Source organism: Paenibacillus sp. WG02 (assembly GCF_055396115.1).
The window spans coordinates 806,561-823,642 of record NZ_AP036016.1; the positions used below are offsets into that span (position 1 = coordinate 806,561).

General features: G+C 37.1%; 16 protein-coding genes and 1 pseudogene. 16 read left to right on the forward strand and 1 reads right to left on the reverse strand.

The window, feature by feature from the left end; genetic code table 11:
- Positions 1–34: 34 nt before the first annotated feature.
- The 13 genes and pseudogenes from ACBP55_RS03630 (at position 35) to ACBP55_RS03690 (ending at position 12,904) form a co-directional block, all read left to right on the forward strand.
- Positions 35–271 carry a winged helix-turn-helix transcriptional regulator gene (locus tag ACBP55_RS03630; RefSeq protein WP_464649842.1) on the forward strand — a complete coding sequence of 79 codons (237 nt, stop codon included), beginning with the start codon at positions 35–37 and terminating at the stop codon, positions 269–271.
- A 66-nt stretch (positions 272–337) separates the two neighbouring features.
- Complete coding sequence (locus ACBP55_RS03635) at positions 338–1,402, forward strand: HpaII family restriction endonuclease (protein WP_464649844.1); 1,065 nt, start codon at positions 338–340, stop codon at positions 1,400–1,402.
- Positions 1,403–1,872: 470 nt separating this feature from the next.
- Positions 1,873–2,034: a hypothetical protein gene (locus tag ACBP55_RS03640; protein WP_464649846.1), complete on the forward strand. Its 162-nt coding sequence runs from the start codon at positions 1,873–1,875 to the stop codon at positions 2,032–2,034.
- Between the two features lie 147 nt (positions 2,035–2,181).
- On the forward strand, positions 2,182–3,546 hold the full coding sequence (locus ACBP55_RS03645; protein ID WP_464649848.1) for a DNA cytosine methyltransferase: 1,365 nt from the start codon (positions 2,182–2,184) through the stop codon (positions 3,544–3,546).
- A gap of 318 nt (positions 3,547–3,864) precedes the next feature.
- A pseudogene (locus tag ACBP55_RS03650) lies at positions 3,865–4,420 on the forward strand (IS4 family transposase); the annotation flags it as partial.
- 267 nt (positions 4,421–4,687) lie between these two features.
- Positions 4,688–5,308, forward strand: coding sequence for an SIR2 family NAD-dependent protein deacylase (locus tag ACBP55_RS03655; protein WP_464649849.1), 621 nt, complete (start codon positions 4,688–4,690; stop codon positions 5,306–5,308).
- A 100-nt stretch (positions 5,309–5,408) separates the two neighbouring features.
- Positions 5,409–5,885 (forward strand): hypothetical protein, encoded by a 477-nt coding sequence (locus ACBP55_RS03660; protein WP_464649851.1) that lies wholly within the window; start codon positions 5,409–5,411, stop codon positions 5,883–5,885.
- Positions 5,886–5,903: 18 nt separating this feature from the next.
- Complete coding sequence (locus ACBP55_RS03665; protein ID WP_464649853.1) at positions 5,904–6,599, forward strand: hypothetical protein; 696 nt, start codon at positions 5,904–5,906, stop codon at positions 6,597–6,599.
- Positions 6,600–6,755: 156 nt separating this feature from the next.
- Positions 6,756–7,421, forward strand: a complete 666-nt coding sequence (locus ACBP55_RS03670; protein ID WP_464649855.1) for a DUF6946 family protein — start codon at positions 6,756–6,758, stop codon at positions 7,419–7,421.
- A 474-nt stretch (positions 7,422–7,895) separates the two neighbouring features.
- Entirely contained in the window at positions 7,896–9,224 is a 1,329-nt protein-coding gene (locus tag ACBP55_RS03675; protein WP_464649857.1) for a hypothetical protein, read from the forward strand.
- 15 nt (positions 9,225–9,239) lie between these two features.
- The gene (locus tag ACBP55_RS03680) at positions 9,240–10,631 is read left to right on the forward strand and encodes a hypothetical protein (RefSeq protein ID WP_464649859.1); all 1,392 of its coding nucleotides are present in this window, start codon (positions 9,240–9,242) and stop codon (positions 10,629–10,631) included.
- 214 nt (positions 10,632–10,845) lie between these two features.
- A complete protein-coding gene (locus ACBP55_RS03685; RefSeq protein ID WP_464649861.1) occupies positions 10,846–11,448 on the forward strand; it encodes a hypothetical protein in 603 nt (200 codons plus the stop codon).
- Between the two features lie 1,198 nt (positions 11,449–12,646).
- Positions 12,647–12,904 carry a hypothetical protein gene (locus tag ACBP55_RS03690; RefSeq protein WP_464649863.1) on the forward strand — a complete coding sequence of 86 codons (258 nt, stop codon included), beginning with the start codon at positions 12,647–12,649 and terminating at the stop codon, positions 12,902–12,904.
- A 260-nt stretch (positions 12,905–13,164) separates the two neighbouring features.
- Here the strand turns inward: ACBP55_RS03690 and ACBP55_RS03695 are convergent, their stop codons facing one another.
- Positions 13,165–13,425 carry a helix-turn-helix domain-containing protein gene (locus tag ACBP55_RS03695; protein ID WP_464649865.1) on the reverse strand — a complete coding sequence of 87 codons (261 nt, stop codon included), beginning with the start codon at positions 13,423–13,425 and terminating at the stop codon, positions 13,165–13,167.
- Between the two features lie 97 nt (positions 13,426–13,522).
- Between ACBP55_RS03695 and ACBP55_RS03700 the strand changes: the two genes are divergently transcribed.
- The 3 genes from ACBP55_RS03700 to ACBP55_RS03710 all read left to right on the forward strand — a co-directional run bounded on the left by ACBP55_RS03700 (position 13,523) and on the right by ACBP55_RS03710 (position 17,055).
- Positions 13,523–13,795, forward strand: coding sequence for a hypothetical protein (locus tag ACBP55_RS03700; protein WP_464649867.1), 273 nt, complete (start codon positions 13,523–13,525; stop codon positions 13,793–13,795).
- A gap of 598 nt (positions 13,796–14,393) precedes the next feature.
- Complete coding sequence (cysD, locus tag ACBP55_RS03705; RefSeq protein WP_464649869.1) at positions 14,394–15,317, forward strand: sulfate adenylyltransferase subunit CysD; 924 nt, start codon at positions 14,394–14,396, stop codon at positions 15,315–15,317.
- A gap of 1 nt (position 15,318) precedes the next feature.
- A complete protein-coding gene (locus ACBP55_RS03710; protein ID WP_464649871.1) occupies positions 15,319–17,055 on the forward strand; it encodes a GTP-binding protein in 1,737 nt (578 codons plus the stop codon).
- Positions 17,056–17,082 lie beyond the last annotated feature (27 nt).

Below are 17,082 nucleotides of genomic sequence, written 5' to 3' on the forward strand. Positions count from 1 at the left end.
AGGGGTTTAGAACTAATTCTAGGGAGAGTTATCGATGATCGATAAAGTCATTCGACTATTCAAAATGCTTAATGCGATACAAGCCAATCCAGGTATTACAGCCAAGGAGCTTGCGGTAAAGTGTGATACAGCTGAAAGAACGATATATAGAGATCTCCGTGTGCTTGATCTGATTGCACCAATTACGAATGAGGGCTACGGGAAAGGATACACGTTTATTTACATATTAGATAACCCAGACACTCTCTCGTCATTTCCGCTCGCGCGATAGTTTAAACTCTCTATCTTTTTCTTGTTTTTATTTTGTGGGATAATAGAGAAATACGGAGGTGTTTTAATGGCTCATAAATATAATAAGGGTGAATGGTCAGAATTATATGCTTTCCTTTTTTCGTTGGCTAATGGAGAAATATACGGAACTGATGAAAATCTCGATAAAGACCCAAAAGTAAAATACGATATCATTTCAGCTTTCCAAAGTGACAACGAATATTTACGAAATATACCAACGTCAAACGTTGATTTTGTTATTGGAGGCGTGACGTATACAGTTCCGTTCAGTGATTTTAGGATGGAGACTAATAAATTATTTCAAGGAATAAAAAATGGTAGCGGTCATACTTTTGAAGTACCTAATATCGAACCTTTTATTGGACGTTTGAAAATTCATTCTCTAAAAGCAGGAAGTAGATTAAAGGGAGATTTAGTTATCAAAGTTCATGATGCTTTGACTTCAACAGATCCTATTTTAAGTTTTAGTGTAAAATCATATATTGGTGGTCGAGCTACTTTACTAAATGCTTCAGGAGGAACTAATATCACATATAGCGTGTTATCGCCAGTTGCTCCATTAACCAATAGTGATATAGATGAAATAAACAAGATCGAGGGTAGTTCAAAGTTAAAAGACAGAATTGCTAAAATCTATCAAAAAGGTGCTAAGCTCAAATTTGAAAGCATTTCCTCGAATACGTTTACTAAAAATCTTCAAATGATAGATTACCGTATGCCAGAAGTATTATCACTTCTTTTTGAAGAATCCTATTTTGTTAAAGGGAAAAAAATACCTAATGTTGTAGATTCATTCATAAGAAAAACTGGTGAAGACAAAGAAATCATCGAATATAAAGTAAAACAGTTATTAATAGCTTGCGCTTTAGGAATGGTTCCCCAAACACCGTGGCATGGATTAGACGAAGCTACTGGGGGTTATATCGTAGTCAAAGATGATGCTGACGTTTTGTGTTACCACATCTATGACCGAAATAAGCTGAGTAAATACTTATATACACACACTGCATTTGATACTCCAAGTAGTTCAAGATATGATATCGGAAAAATTATAATTGACAGTTTAACAAGTGAACTTAAGTTTGTATTAAACCTCCAAATACGGTTTTAAGGTTTAGCAATTAGATCTATATAGAAAAATGCCGAGCTATCTAATCCCCTCGTATCAAACACCCATTTATTCATTGTCGATAGATGGGTGTTTACTTTTTATATTTAATTTTTAATCATAAAGCGAGTAGCCAAATTTCTGAGGTATTGCATCAAAGGCTTCATCGAGAGCTTAAAATATTATGTGTAAATAGATAATAATGAAAAAGAAAGACTTTGCTGTTAAATTGAGTAAGGTAATGATCGGGCAGGTCGAGACATGAGACCACCTTTCGGTTACTACCACAGGGTGGCTATTTATTTGGCACTTATACCCGGCGGATAACGAGCGGTACTTCTTTTTCGGCTCCAATTGTAACAGGCGTACTTACAGCACTAATCCCAAATTTCGGTACTAGTTATGCAATTACCAAGCTCTTTGATACTTGCACAAATCTTGGGTACGAGATAAATTAATGGAGGTGTGTGACAATGAACAAGCAATACCTGATTCGCGTTCGGGACAAAAATAACATTGAATTCCTTATTACTTATGGCGAGGCGAATAAATTACGCCATCTCCCCATCATGTGGTGGATTATGAATTTGCCAAGCCAGGTTGGCCACCATTGGTTGCGATATTTTTTCAAATAAAATTCTTGACAAAGTAGAATGGGCAATTAATCAATTATTTCAATAAAATTACTAAGAAAATTCGACTTCTTTTTCTTGAATTACTAAAGTGTTTTTCGACGAAAGATGTTATAATGAAATGTATGTTCTCATATTTAGGAGGAATTTATGTCGTATACATCAATTGACTTGTTTTCAGGACCAGGCGGAATTTGTACAGGTTTTAAGTGGGCTGGTATCAAACCGCTAATTGCAGTTGAATTCAGTTATTGGACAACTCAAACTTATAAATCGACTCATAATGCAGATATATTCCCTTTAGAGGACTATCTAAATGGTCAGTTAGAAAACTCGGATGAATTTTTTAAACCGAGCGACAAGACATTACTTATATATGGTGATGTACGGCTGGTATCTAATGATTTAATTATGGAAATTTTAGCTAAAAGGTTTAATACTGACACAGTTGATATAGTTACAGGTGGAGCACCATGTGAATCATTTTCTATGCAAGGAGATCGAAAAGAAGATGATGAGCGTAATAACTTATTTTTAAATATCGTTCGGATAGCCCGTTCAGTAAATTCTAAGATGGTATTATTTGAAAATGTAAAAGGGTTATTATCTAAAAAATCGCAAGGAATATCTGGGAAGATGTTTGAAGATATTTGCGATGAGTTTGAACGTATAGACGGAAAGACAGGGGGCTCTTATAAGCTCGCTAGTAGAAATGCTAAGGAAGTTTTACTTAAAGCGAGTGATTATGGTGTTCCACAAAACAGAGAACGAATTTTCCTTGTTGGAATAAATAGTAAATATGAAGCGCAATATACTTACCCTGAGATTACACATGGTCCAGAAGGTGATAAGCCTTATGTAACTGTAAAGGACGCTTTGTTTGATTTACCTCAAATCGACTTTGGTCAAGTATCAGAGGTGTACGACTTTAATTTTGATAATATTCAAGAACAACACCGTTCTGAATTTGTTCGATGTATGAGGGGGGTCAATACATTTATCCCAGATCATTTGGATTATGATATATCTACTACAATTAGTTCACATAAAGCAATAAACCATACAGAAAAAATGCGAAAAAGAATGCATCTAATTCTACAAGGGGAGAGCATGAAGACAGCTGTGGACAGGCTTTTACTAGAAGGAAAAGAAAATGATGTTAAGGAATTCTTTCCAAATAAAATATTCGGATCGAGAAATCGTAGGCTTCGTGAGGATCAACCCTGCTTTACAGTGACATCCCATTGTTTAGATGAAATGATACATCCTAATTTTGATAGAGGCTTAACCCCGCGGGAAGCTGCACGTCTCCAGTCTTTTCCCGATTGGTATCAATTTGAAGGTCATTATGTAAAGTTCCATAGTGATCCTGAACAGGATCGTTATGAGCAAATCGGAGATGCAATTCCTCCGTTAATGGCTTTTGCCTTAGGTAAACAGGTTGTAAAATCACTTGAGGAAATTCAATCTATTTCTGAAATTAAGATTGGTGAAGTTGAGCTAATAAAGAATTAATATATATTTTTTCTAATTAAATATTGTTTGAATAAAAAATTGTCACCTCATGCCCTACAAGCAGCGCGTCACCACAATTAAGACCGGATCTTTCAAGTACAATATGTATTCAAAGGACATCGAAAGAACGAGGCGATTGAAAAATGGTTGGCCGCTTTTATGTAAATATTGAACTTCTTTACTTAATTGTTACTATGAGAAATTCTGTTCCCAGGGAGATCGTTATTGTAAAAACATTAATGCCCTGGTTTGCATAATGGTATTTTGAGGCACAGCCTGATTTAACAGGTTTGTGCCATTTTTTTTTTGGATCATACTATGGTCAAAGAATTGAAGCAACGTTATCGCTTAAACGGCAAACTAATGACCTTAAAAGAGTTGTACGCAACAAAAGGGAAAGCCAACTGAAATTCTGGGCTCTGTCATCGCCGAAACCGCTTGCGGATTACCCGTTAAGTTCGTGTTTGTTCAAAATCGCAACAAGCGCCGTGAATGGCTGGCCATTATCAGCACGGACTTGACCGTAAGTGAAGACGAAATCGTACGAATCTATGGTATGCGCTGGAGTATCGAGACGTTTTTCAAATTTACGAAGAGCTATCTTAAACTTGGCACCGAGTTCCAGGGCCGTTCTTTTGACATGCTAGTCAGCCACACGACGGTCGTGTTCAGCCGTTATTTGGTGATGGAATACGAGCGTCGCCATGAAAATGACGAAAAGTCGCTAGGTGGTCTGTTTTTCCTTTTTGCAGATGAGGTTAGGGATTTGGATTACCAGACGGCTCTACAACAACTCATGGCGCTATTTATACAATTAACTCATGCAAAGACTAAACGTGAAAAGTCGTCAGTATTTTGTCAACTCCGCGAATGAATCTCTGGTTTACCTTGCTATATCAAGGGTTTGTTTGGAGAACTAAGCTGCGGAAGTTGAGTAATTTATATAAAAAAGATTAACAGCCAGAGAAGGAAATATAAATTCCTTCTCTGGCTGTTTTTTATTCCATTACCAATTCGCCAAGTTTGAGCCCTGTCTTCTAAAGCCCTTACAAGATACGACAGTGATTATAAATTGTTTATGATATATTGATTTTGTATTGAATTCCTTTGTTACCTTTCAGATAAGAAAGGAGATTATTATATGGTTTACAAAGAGGTTGCTCAAATCATAACCCGCTCAAAAAATATGGTTGTACTAACCGGAGCAGGGTGTTCGGTTGAATCGGGAGTGCCAGACTTCCGTTCTCCATCAGGTTGGTGGAAGCAAATAGATCCCAAAACTGTGGCGACAGTAAAAGCTTTGGAAACCAATTATCCACTGTTTCATTCTTTTTACACAACACGTGTTAACCATTTAAGAAATATTCTACCTCATGCTGGTCACAAAATTTTAGCGCGCTGGGAGCAAGTTGGTCATATCAAATTAATTGCAACGCAGAATGTAGATGGTCTTCATCAAGCTGCAGGAAGCAGTAGTGTTCAGGAACTGCACGGATCTATTAAAGAGTTCCGTTGCCATTCATGTGGAAAAGCAACTGATGAGGAAGCCTTTATATACGAGCGGCCTTGTCAGTGTGGAGGGAAGTTGAGGCCTTCTGTTGTATTATTTGGTGAAAATTTACCTAATGATGCATGGCAGCGATCCATGGAGGCCATTGAAAGTGCAGATGTTGTGATGGTAATCGGAACGAGCTTGCAGGTACATCCAGTCAATCAGTCCCCCTTTTATCACAAAAGGGAAATTAATCTTAATCAATGCTGAAGAGACTGGCAAGGAAGATAGATTTGATTTCTTCCTTAGAGGTAAAGCTGCTGAAACATTGCTACTTCTTCAACACTATATGGAGAAATGAGGAATTTTTATGCCTTCGATTAATAGCCAGCTAAATAATCCTGATCCATTCATCATAAGCAAGAATCAGTGCGAAGATATTATTTACTCCTATTTACAGGAACAAGGGTTTGACTTCAAAGTCGTTGATTCGAGGAACGATGCTGATTTACATGCAGTAAAGTTAGGAAGAAAGCTTCTTATCGAGGCAAGGGGAAATCAAGCCATGGGACACGATATAAATACGGTATTTGATTCAACACAAATCGGTATTCATCTAGCAGAACAAATTCAACTAATGTTGAAGCTCTATGAAAGTATAGATGAAAACACGATTCTCGTAATTGCAAATCCAGACATTCCGAGAATTCGTCTTCAGGTTGGGCGAATAACTAAGGCTTTGTCCGATCTCAAGATCGCAAAGCTATGGGTCCAGAAGGACAAGGAGAGTGTTACTGTCGAGTACCCTCATAGTCTATCTGGGCATATGAAGTCATTAGGATTATAAGCACGGGGGTGTTTGTTAATGCCATTAAGAATATATCCGGAAAAAGTAACAGCTACAATACGAAGAATAAAGCATGTAGATGGAGTGGCATTAGTAAGAACGGACACCAAAATTCACTTTAATGATGAGGATACAGCACTTGGAACTGTGTTTATGACGAATCCAGGTTCTTACAAAATGAGTAAGCATAGAGATTGGGATTTATTTATTAAGGGTGAAGGGAATATCGACTTCATTACAGGTGAGGATTCACCTGATGCCACGATGCGGAGTCTAATAGGAGTTGTAAGAACAGCTTATGAGTTAGTGGGTATTTCTAAACCAAGAGGATATCTATCGATTTATAACATCTCTTCCCTAATTGAAACCGATGGGAATAAGATAAATAATTATCATAATAAGGTAGTTAATCTTCTGACTGCAAATGAAATAAATCCTTCTATACTGTGCGAACAAGAAGCAAGTGAGAAAGATCATTTCTATAATCAATGCAAGAACTCTTCTTTTATCATTATGGGTTTTCTTAAGAATGCATTTAAGGAAGATGTTCAAAGATTGAAGGGATGGGGAGAGGAGCATAAGCAAAAATTAGTGTTTGCGGCGGATAAGGAAGGTGATTACACGCATCCTTTTAGCTGGTTACCTAAACCTCCATTGAAGCAACAAGCCATAAATAGGCTAGTAGATGTTATAAGGACTGTCGATAGAATATGAGTAGAAAAAGGGTGATCCTCATAGGTAGTGAATTTATTATTGGAGATCAATTAGCTTCCATCTATATTCGAATAATATGACATCAACAATAACTGTAGGTCGCATGGGTTTCTTCATGGAAAACATTGAGGATTTATTACTGAATCGGAGGAAGCGATGAAAACATTTTATATTGCAACCGGTAATCTTGATGATTGGAAAAAACAAATGGCCAACCCAGAAAGACAATGGAGAAAGGGATACTCCGCCTACGAACTTGCCAATACATGGACACAAACTAACGGTTTTCCTGATAAAGTTCAAAAATTATTCGATGACTCTCAATTTAAAACAATGATAATCCTGTTCGCTTTTCCAGAATATCAGGTCTACTTAAATAATCAAAGAGCTCCATCACAAAATGACCTCTTTATCCTCGGTAAGGTAAATCAAGATCTGGTCATCATTATGGTTGAAGGAAAGGTTGAAGAACCTTTTGGTGAAACGGTAAAAGATTGGTTAAATGAGTCGAGTGAGGGGAAGAGACAACGACTTGCTTTCCTAGAAGAAACTTTACAAATCCCTGCTTCGGTGTCACTAGATAATATTCGATATCAATTACTACATCGGACAGCATCTGCTTTATTAGAAGCTAAGAAGTTAAATGCTAATAAAGCAATTGTTCTTATTCATTCATTCAGTGCCACTTCATCTTGGATCGGTGATTATCATAACTTCCTCAAACTTTTCGATCTTCAAGGGGAGAGTAATCAACTTTCAAGAAATGTATTTATAAACGGAATAGAGCTCCATTTTGGTTGGGTGAGCGATAATTTGAGCTGAGACCGAAATAAGTATAATTTTCATGCCACTTATTCTATCTAAATTTCTGGAACAATTCGGATAACTATTTGTTACCGGAAAGTGCCCTCGAGAAATTACTTTTAAGAACGTACAAGAATAATACGGAAATAGATGAGGTTCTCATTCAAAGAAGCTTGGAATGTTGAAAAAGTTGAAAAGTCTGAGTTAAACAAGTTGGCTAAAATGATAATTGATCGTATTGAAGTTATCAGAGAGGGCAATAATGTTAGTTTGAAAATAAAGTTCCTATAACTTCTGGACATGTTTACCATTTTCGAATATAATTAGCTTAAATCCGAAAGAATCGGTATGAAAGAGTCTCTATGCGAAAGAATCGCTAGAGGCTTTTTTATTTGATTTGCTAATTGTTAGAAGGGAAATTAAGTTTGATTGTCGAATATTGTATATGAAAAATTTGGTAATTATACAATATATAAGTGGGGGAATTCTATCATGTCAGACCAACAAAAGATAAAAACGGGGTACTGGTCAGTAGCAACACAAAAACACTTAAAAGTATTTCAAAATGATTCGACAGGACTATCTCAATTGGGAAGCTTAAACTTAGCGGGAAAAGTAGGTAGATTTCTCGGAGCTATAAGAGGGAATAAAGAAATTCATGACATAAATAAGTTGCTTGTGATAGCTAATGGTGTAGGGATTACAGGGAAAAAAGAGTTAGTAAGATTTATATTACCAGAACTGGCAGATGCAGCTGATGGTAAGATTGAACTTGTTACTGACTCAGTGGGCAACATTACTGGTTTAGTAGAATACATGTTTGAACAATCCAGCGTTTTAGAAATTTCTGGGCAGGTTTTTGAAAATTCGGATCCAACAGATGTTGAGCGGATAGTTGTAGATACAATGGATGAAACAAAGAAGATTCCTTATCTTCAGGATGATCTCATTCAGATGCTCACAAAGCAAAGCTTTTCGGAAAGAGATATATCCTTATCTCTCGCCTTACAAGCCCAATTTAGGTTAATTCAAATTCTTAACAAATCAAGAAATCAAGGAGCCATTATTAGTAATGAATATGTATGGGGTAAAGACCATAAAAAAATTGCTATGGCAGTTTCACATCTTGACTTGAAAGAAAAAGAAGAGATAAAACAAATAATCGATATAATCCAGAAATCACAAGGTTTTCCTTTAGAGAGAATGGCGCCTGAAACAATGGAATTCTTAAATCTTGCAAAAAAAATAGGAATGATAACTCCTATGACAATAAGCTCTACAAGGGGCATCAACAAGGAATTTGGATTTAGCGCCGATCTTTTGAAACCAGAAGATTACAAGGATGACATCTTAGATGATGTAAAGTTATTACTTGCTTCAATAAGATTTGGCGAGAACTACACGCCACATTCAACTATATGGGATCCAAAAGACTTTTTAAGTTACTTGATAAATAACGGAGACATCGGTCCACATAATGCCAATTCAACAGATTATATAATGCTCGAGAAGCGAGGAATTGTAAGGGTTGTGGAAAAAACAAAAAGTAAGTACAGTAGGTATTATGGTAATTATGTTAATAGAACTGGACCATGTTTAGAGCTATTACGTAAAGATATAGCCGAAGAAGCCTTGAAAATCATTTCCAGTCCAGATTATATGATACCTTCGGATACTGAAGTAACTAACTTTGGTTCCATTATGGATTTGAATTCCAGTTTATCACCTGAAGAAAATCGTATTTTAATGGGTGAATCAACGGAGGCTATGAAGGAAGTTACCGATGAAGCTTTGAGAATGTTAAGAGGTGAATTATTGTAAAAGGGGGTCATATAATTGACTGGAAATATCGATGAAAAAAATGCATTCACTGATAATAAATTAGATAATAAGAAGAAATCCGAGGAAATTCTTGACAAACCAATTGATACCCCAAAATTGCCTGTTGACAAACAAGTTCAAACTGCATTTTTTGAGGATAGTTCCAAATTAAAAACCTCGAACAAAGGTAAAAGCCAGCAATTAGGAAAGAAAAATTGGAAAAATAAAAAAGATAATGTCGCGGAAACAGAAATTATTGCGCCAAGTGATAAGAATACTGTTCCAAATGGTTATAAACTTGAATACCGCATGAAGAGGCTACTATTTTTTATGGGGTATTACACAAGAATAGGTATAGATATACTAACTCATTCTGATGAAAGTGCCGATAAAATCACCGATTTGGATGTTTATGGTATATATATCCATAAAGATTTCACCTCGAAAACAACTTGGGTAGATTGTAAGTCAGGTGGTGTTGAAATCCACAAAAGGATTTCTTGGATTAAGGGTATTATGGTGGATTTTGAAATAAACGATATGATATTTGTCGCAGGGGGAGCTAGAACATCAGTTAAGCAATATGCCCGGAAATCAGGAATACAAATATTAGATTTATCTATTATTGAAAAACTTGAAAAAGATTTTGGTGTTGTAAGTGAAAACTGGAAGGGTTCTTGGAACCCTCAAACACAGTTTAATAAAATCAATAATCTATCAAAGTTAAATTTACCAAATGAGCAAGTTAATAAAAAAATCGCAAAATTTATTTCTTCTGATTATTGGATCCTTGATAATTATACAAAATCTAAACGTACTATAACTGCGTTACGTGAACTTTCTACAACTTTAGAAAATCCATTAAGTAACGATCAAACGGACATAGTTAAATGGGGAATCTATGAGTTAGTTACTTTGTTCTTGTTATCTATATTTAATATCTCTAAGGAAATTTACTATTTTTCGGATAGCGAGAAAAAGGAAACAATTCAAGAAGGGCTTACATCAAGTGATATTTCGAATAAGAGAAGATCTGAAATGTTTGAGACAGCATTTAAGGTGGCATATGGTATGGTGAAGAATCAATATCCCGATATTATATTGCCGCAGAAAATGCCATCATTTAATATGACACCACCCAGTTATTTTGAATCATATTATGATTTGGTCCTGAGAGTAACGAGTAATCCATTATATTATTATGATTTATTAAGATTCTTGGACTATGTCCTGATGGAATATGATCTCCAATCAAAAGATATAGAAATTGAAGATCTCACAAGTATTTTTAATAATTATTCAGAAATATTAATAGGTGCTAAAACCTTTCTGAATTTCATTTGTCACATAACCAATATACCCCGTTCATATTTCAAATTGCTTACCCTACAAATTCCTGGGTCGTGATTTATATATTACATTAACGCGAAACAATAAAAGAGCTTGGTTAGGATTTTTGACTCATATCAACTTTGATATGAGTTTGTTGCTATTCTCCAAAAATTTAATTTCTAAAACACATCGAGACGAGATGAGGTATGTATGCCTCGATGACATTGAACAACAGAGACATTAGATTAGCTATGTAATAATGAAAATTTATATATGGAGGATAAAGTATATGCAACCTATAACCGGAAAATGGGATATCATACAAATTCAAAACCTATTTTATAGTGATAATCATAAAGGCTACGTAAGAGGATTACCTTTGTATTACCAGTTACTTGCAACATGGCTTAATTTGAAACATTTCAATGTTTATGTAGATAGTTATACTGAATATCAAGAACCACCATCAACATCTTATCCACCAACTACAGATCGAGAATTCTATTTAAGGGCAACTACGGATAACGTAAAAGAAAGTTTAGAACATGGAATGCTCAAATGGTGGGGCACTAAATGGTTGATTGATCAAGGATCAACTAACCCATTAACAGAACAATGGTACCCTGCCGGAAAAGCTGATATTTACGCTAAGGAAGATAAGAAGGTAGTAGAATGTGGTAATACTGATCCTTTAAAGGTTTTTAGAGCGTTCTATACTTCTAATAAAGAATATGAAATAGATCAATTTATTCTTATGCCATACACACATACAGGTTTAGTTCCGCAAACAACATTGTACATATTTGAGTTAACTGCTTTGGGGAAGGCAAATCTAAATGGGATTATGAAAGATTACTTTATAATAGCCAGAGATAGAGGCATTGAGTTATAAATATCTATTGATATCACGATTTGGGAATATAAAAAATCCGAGAGTTTTTTGTAAAATAATACGATCAAAGATGTATCGTGGCAGAAGGGGCTAAAGTCGGATATTCCCTTAAATTCGATTCCGTGATGATTAGTGGGGATTTTCTTTCTGCAACCCGTTTGGTTTTGCTTCAATTACTTTTGTGTTTTCAATTTGGGGTAAATGCAGTTCCTAACATGTACCCATTTTATATTTCTACGGGTACATGTATAGCTATTGTGATAATTTTGGTAATAAAATGGTGTAAAGTTGGTGATAAATTGGTAATAAACCTTATTCTTAATAAACCATTCTATTATTGTGAAACTATTGGTGTAAAACTGGTGTAAATTTGGTGAAAAAACCTCTCCTAAACCAACCAAAACCAGCCTAAGCGAACATAATACGAACATCAAAAACCCAGTAAAATCAAGGCTCCAGCCGACTATAACAGTCTCTATAAAACTCGCTTTCTGACTCGCATACGGTGCATGTAAATAAAGATTATTACAAAAAAAACTAGAAGCTGAATACACTGGTACCCACAGTCTGGACACTTTGAAAAAGTGTTCAGACTGTGGGTACTTTTTTTTGTATACTAGAGTAAGCAGAGAATATCTCAGACCATACGCTATTAACACAGATAGAGTACATAGCACTCTATCAATCACTTAAGGAGTTCCGATCTTCAGGTGAAGTAGGGATTCATTGGTTTGGCAAAGTACTTGACTGGAAGGTAGTAAGGCGCAAGGAGATTATTGAACGACCGGCGAGACGTGGTACCGAGGAAAAGCCGTATGTGAAGTTTACTATGGAGAGATGGTTGAAGCGGGAGAAGCCGATTGTTCCTGGTGGTCTTGGGATTTACAGTGTTTTGTATACCTCTAAATAAATGTTTGAACGCGCAATGGAAATTGCTGAGTTGAAGTTAGAAACCGAAGAGGACTTGATGACTTGGCGCGAGCAGCGGCGATTGGGACGTGTAAAAGTGGAGTTAGACCATAATCAGGTGGATTTGCTGGAAATGTACTAGGCGTTAGGCTATGGGAGTGAATGATTGAAGTCGAGTTAGGATTCTGGAGTAGTTGGATATAGGTTTATCGTGCAACGTTATACAGCGATATGGAACAGTAAATGTATGTTATACTAAATAAAACTGATATTAAAGGGGCTGTGTGATATGAAATGGTCTGAAATTTGCAACCATTACCCCAGTCGATTTGTTTTAGTAGAAGCAATTAAAGCAGTGTCAAAGAATCGTTTGCGTACGATTGAAGAAATGACAGTTGTAGAAGAATTTGATAATCCTATAAATGCTTGGGAAGGTTATAAAATCCACCATAAGGAGAATCCTGATCGTGAGTTTTATGTCTTTCATACGAGTAAACAGGAAATTGAAGTTATAGAGGAATACTTTACAGGAATTCGAAGACCATGATGAAACTTAGACTTGAGAATGGTCTTCCGTTAGTTTCTTATTCGTGCACTTATCAAGAGAAAACAATTGAAATGAGAAATGTATTGTTTGATACTGGATGTGCTTCAATTGGGTATAACAAGGGATCCATACGGTTTTGAGGGAATATTAGGTATAGACTTCATGACTGCTGTTGGTTTGAAGGTCGACTTCAAAAAAATGATTATTGAGTTTTAAATACATGTAAATATTGTAAATAGAAAACCTAGAAGCTGCAGCCTCTAGGTTTTCTTGCTTTCACTCAAGCCTAACCTGTCATCCTCATTATCAACCTCAACAAGATCAATAATCTCCCGAATATCTTCAATATCCAGAGCCTCCGCAATTCTAACAATATGACTGAAATTCACGTTTTCTCTTTTTCCATTAGATAATTCACTTAAGGCTGCATGTCTCACATCGGCTAATCTAGATAGTTCACGTAAAGATATTTTATGTTGTTTGGTTAGGTTCGAGATTTTAACTACGATTTTTTTTGCCATGTAGAGTCACCTTTGAGATGCCATATTTAAATATTGACTATACGCAATAACGTACCATATAATTGATTTATTACTGGTACGCATACAGGTACCGATAGTGGAGGCGAATGGCATTCAAGATATTGTTATCAAATACGATGAATTCGTAGCAGAGGAAAATGTACTCATTCAAAGAATTGGAGTATGCAAAGAGTTTATAGAAGTTATTTTAAAGTATATCTCAGACCAGGCAGATTCTATTCATATACTAACAGCTGAAGACATTGTTACCGCGGTTCATACCATGGGTCAGGATTTTGATACCGAATTACTTCATATCAGACTAGAGAAGAGCTTTTTGGAAAATAAGATTAAGGGTTTACAAGTTTAGCAGCCGAAGCTTTAAAACTCCATTAAGGAATCAAGGCGCAAATTTTGGTTCCAATTGTTGGAGTTATAGGAGTGCCATTAGTAATGTATTTGGTACACATCATAAAAAAGAAATAATTATATGGCATTGGTTTTTGTCGTGCTGGTTATTTGCGGCATCATATTACTCATTCATGGACTTTGGATTCTATGGCATTTTTTGTACTTGTTCCATTGATTTACATGGGGATGGAGTAAAAGATTAATAGGGCTGTGGACTGATTGGGGACGCGAAATGTTGCGTCCCCAATATTTATGTGAAGAAACTTTCATTCATTACGGTAGAATATCTAATATTCGCATGGATAAAATGAACAGGGATTCGTCTCCCACGCTTTTCTGAACCCTTCCATGCCAGCGTAACAAGGTGAACTTTAATGCCATAAAGTGACTATTTCGCTAAGAAAGCGACGCTTTCAAAAAAACTACGACAATAATCGTGAAAAATAATAGAAATATAGAGTTTTTCACTTTCTTCCACTTTGCATAAAAGCTAGAATCTGATAGTATATAAGAAAATACCGATGGATTTAGTAAGAATTAAAAGGAGGCACCTTTTCATGGAAAAACAATTGCTTGATTCCATAGATGAAATGACGCATCTGGATCAACTTGAGGCTGAAGCGATTTATATTATTCGAGAAGTAGCGGCGGAATGTGAAAATCCCGTGATGCTGTATTCGATCGGGAAGGATAGTTCGGTGATGCTGCATTTGGCGCTGAAAGCTTTTTATCCCGAGAAGCCGCCATTTCCTTTCATGCATATTGATACAACCTGGAAGTTTAAAGAAATGATCGAATTCCGCGATCGCAAAGCGAAAGAATTTGGGATCGAAATGATTGTTCATTCGAACGAGGAGGGTGTTAAACAAGGGATCAACCCATTTGATCATGGTTCCGCGTACACCGATATTATGAAAACTCAAGCATTGAAACAGGGATTGGACAAATACGGATTTACGGCTGCGTTCGGCGGTGGAAGACGTGACGAGGAAAAGTCGCGTGCGAAAGAGCGGATTTTTTCGTTTCGGAATAAGAATCATGCATGGGATCCGAAAAACCAACGACCGGAAATGTGGAAGCTTTTCAACACAAGAATTAATAAAGGAGAAAGCATCCGCGTCTTCCCAATATCGAATTGGACAGAAAAAGATATATGGCAATACATTCGCAGAGAAAACATTGATATTGTGCCGCTCTACTTTGCAAAAGAAAGACCCGTCGTCAATCGTGATGGACATATGGTCATGGTGGATGATGATCGGTTGAAGCTTGAGCCTCATGAGAAAGTTGAAATGAAGAAGATGCGCTTCCGCACATTAGGCTGCTATCCTCTTACTGGCGGTGCTGAGTCGGAGGCGGATACAATTGATGCCATTATTGAAGAAACTCTAGGTGCGGTGTCATCCGAACGGACAACGCGGGTTATCGACCAAGAAGCGGCTGGCAGTATGGAAAGACGTAAACGGGAGGGATATTTCTAAAATGAAGAGTCTGCTTAAATTTATCACTTGTGGAAGTGTGGACGACGGAAAATCCACCCTGATTGGACATATGCTTTACGAGGCAAAGCTTTTGTTCGCCGACCAAGAAAGAGCATTAGAACTGGATAGCAGACTTGGCAGCCGCGGCGGAAAAATTGACTATTCCTTGCTTCTTGACGGGCTGCTGGCCGAGCGTGAGCAAGGCATTACGATTGATGTGGCTTATCGGTATTTTACGACGGACCACCGTTCTTTCATCGTAGCGGATACGCCTGGACACGAAGAATATACCCGTAACATGGCCGTTGGCGCATCTTTTGCGGATCTGGCTATCATTCTTGTGGACGCGAAAAAAGGGGTTATTACTCAAACCAAGCGCCACACTCGGATTTGCGCACTTATGGGCATTAAACATCTTGTTTTAGCCGTGAATAAAATGGATTTAGTGAATTTTGATCCTAAGATATTTGATGCGATCAAACAAGAATTCTTGCAATTGACCGCTGAGTTTCACTTTGAAAGCATTCAGGTGATCCCTGTCTCTGCAACAGAAGGGGATAACATTACGAAAAAATCGCCAAATACTCCTTGGTACGAAGGCCTTGCTTTGCTGCCGTATTTGGAAAATGTGGACGTTCATCAGAACGACAATGCGAAGCAATTTATGATGCCGATTCAACGTGTATGCCGTCCGGACCATACGTTTCGCGGCTTCCAAGGGCAGATCGAGGGTGGGCTTATCGCGGTTGGCGATGAGCTGACAACGCTGCCTAGTCATGAGAAGGCGAAAGTTAAACGGATTCTCGTGGGAGATCAAGATCGGGATTACGCCTATGCTGGGCAGCCCGTAACGATTCAATTGGATCGGGAAGTCGACGTTTCGCGGGGCTGTGTATTCACGAAGGATAGTCAAATTCAAGAGGCGGACAGTTTTAACGCCACGATCCTTTGGATGGACGATTCCGTACTGACGCCAGGTAAAAACTATCTGGTCAAAGTAGGTACGAAAGTACTGCCAGGTACCGTAACGGCCATTACGCATAAAATCGAAATTAATACTGGAAAAACGGTTCCAACCGATCATATTGTCAAAAATGAATTGGCAAAATGTGAGTTTTCTTTATCAGACAAAATCGTTATTGATTCTTTTGAACAAAATAAAAGCATTGGCGGATTTATTCTGATCGATCGTGTCACCAATATGACATCCGCTTGCGGAGTGATCGAGCAAACCCTTCAAGGCTCAGATAATGTTGTACAGTTAGATACGGAAATCACCAGAGAAGTTCGTGCTCAGCAAAAAGGTCAAAATCCTTTGACCCTTTGGTTCACGGGTTTGGTTTCAGATCAATCGGCCCTTGCGAAGGAAGTTGAAAAACGTTTGGTATCGACAGGCCATCACACCATGTTACTCAAGAATGGCCAGGGAGAATCGTTGCAGCGATTAGCAGAAGTTGCCAAATTGATGAACGATGCTGGACTGATTGCATTGGTATCGAATGATTCCTCGATCGAAAACGATCAGGCCGCGCGTGACATCATTGGCCAAGAATTTATTGAAGTTTATGTAAACAGAACGGTTACAGGTAGTTCGAGCACAAATAATACACCTGGGAACCCGGAAATCGTAATCGATATGAGCAAGTTTTCAATCGAAGAAGCTGCAAATTATGTAGTGAAACGAATTATCAAATATTTAATCAATGAGAGTAGTCGTGGACAATTCCTTAATTTCTAATACTTAAACAAATCGACGCAACGAAAT

What these genes read in the sequence shown, in the direction of transcription:
- ACBP55_RS03630 (WP_464649842.1), top strand. Translation starts at nt 35, where the DNA reads ATGATCGATAAAGTCATTCGACTATTCAAAATGCTTAATGCGATACAA.
- ACBP55_RS03635 (WP_464649844.1), top strand. Translation starts at nt 338, where the DNA reads ATGGCTCATAAATATAATAAGGGTGAATGGTCAGAATTATATGCTTTC.
- ACBP55_RS03640 (WP_464649846.1), top strand. Translation starts at nt 1,873, where the DNA reads ATGAACAAGCAATACCTGATTCGCGTTCGGGACAAAAATAACATTGAA.
- ACBP55_RS03645 (WP_464649848.1), top strand. Translation starts at nt 2,182, where the DNA reads ATGTCGTATACATCAATTGACTTGTTTTCAGGACCAGGCGGAATTTGT.
- ACBP55_RS03655 (WP_464649849.1), top strand. Translation starts at nt 4,688, where the DNA reads ATGGTTTACAAAGAGGTTGCTCAAATCATAACCCGCTCAAAAAATATG.
- ACBP55_RS03660 (WP_464649851.1), top strand. Translation starts at nt 5,409, where the DNA reads ATGCCTTCGATTAATAGCCAGCTAAATAATCCTGATCCATTCATCATA.
- ACBP55_RS03665 (WP_464649853.1), top strand. Translation starts at nt 5,904, where the DNA reads ATGCCATTAAGAATATATCCGGAAAAAGTAACAGCTACAATACGAAGA.
- ACBP55_RS03670 (WP_464649855.1), top strand. Translation starts at nt 6,756, where the DNA reads ATGAAAACATTTTATATTGCAACCGGTAATCTTGATGATTGGAAAAAA.
- ACBP55_RS03675 (WP_464649857.1), top strand. Translation starts at nt 7,896, where the DNA reads ATGTCAGACCAACAAAAGATAAAAACGGGGTACTGGTCAGTAGCAACA.
- ACBP55_RS03685 (WP_464649861.1), top strand. Translation starts at nt 10,846, where the DNA reads ATGCAACCTATAACCGGAAAATGGGATATCATACAAATTCAAAACCTA.
- ACBP55_RS03690 (WP_464649863.1), top strand. Translation starts at nt 12,647, where the DNA reads ATGAAATGGTCTGAAATTTGCAACCATTACCCCAGTCGATTTGTTTTA.
- ACBP55_RS03695 (WP_464649865.1), bottom strand. Translation starts at nt 13,425, where the DNA reads ATGGCAAAAAAAATCGTAGTTAAAATCTCGAACCTAACCAAACAACAT.
- cysD (WP_464649869.1), top strand. Translation starts at nt 14,394, where the DNA reads ATGGAAAAACAATTGCTTGATTCCATAGATGAAATGACGCATCTGGAT.
- ACBP55_RS03710 (WP_464649871.1), top strand. Translation starts at nt 15,319, where the DNA reads ATGAAGAGTCTGCTTAAATTTATCACTTGTGGAAGTGTGGACGACGGA.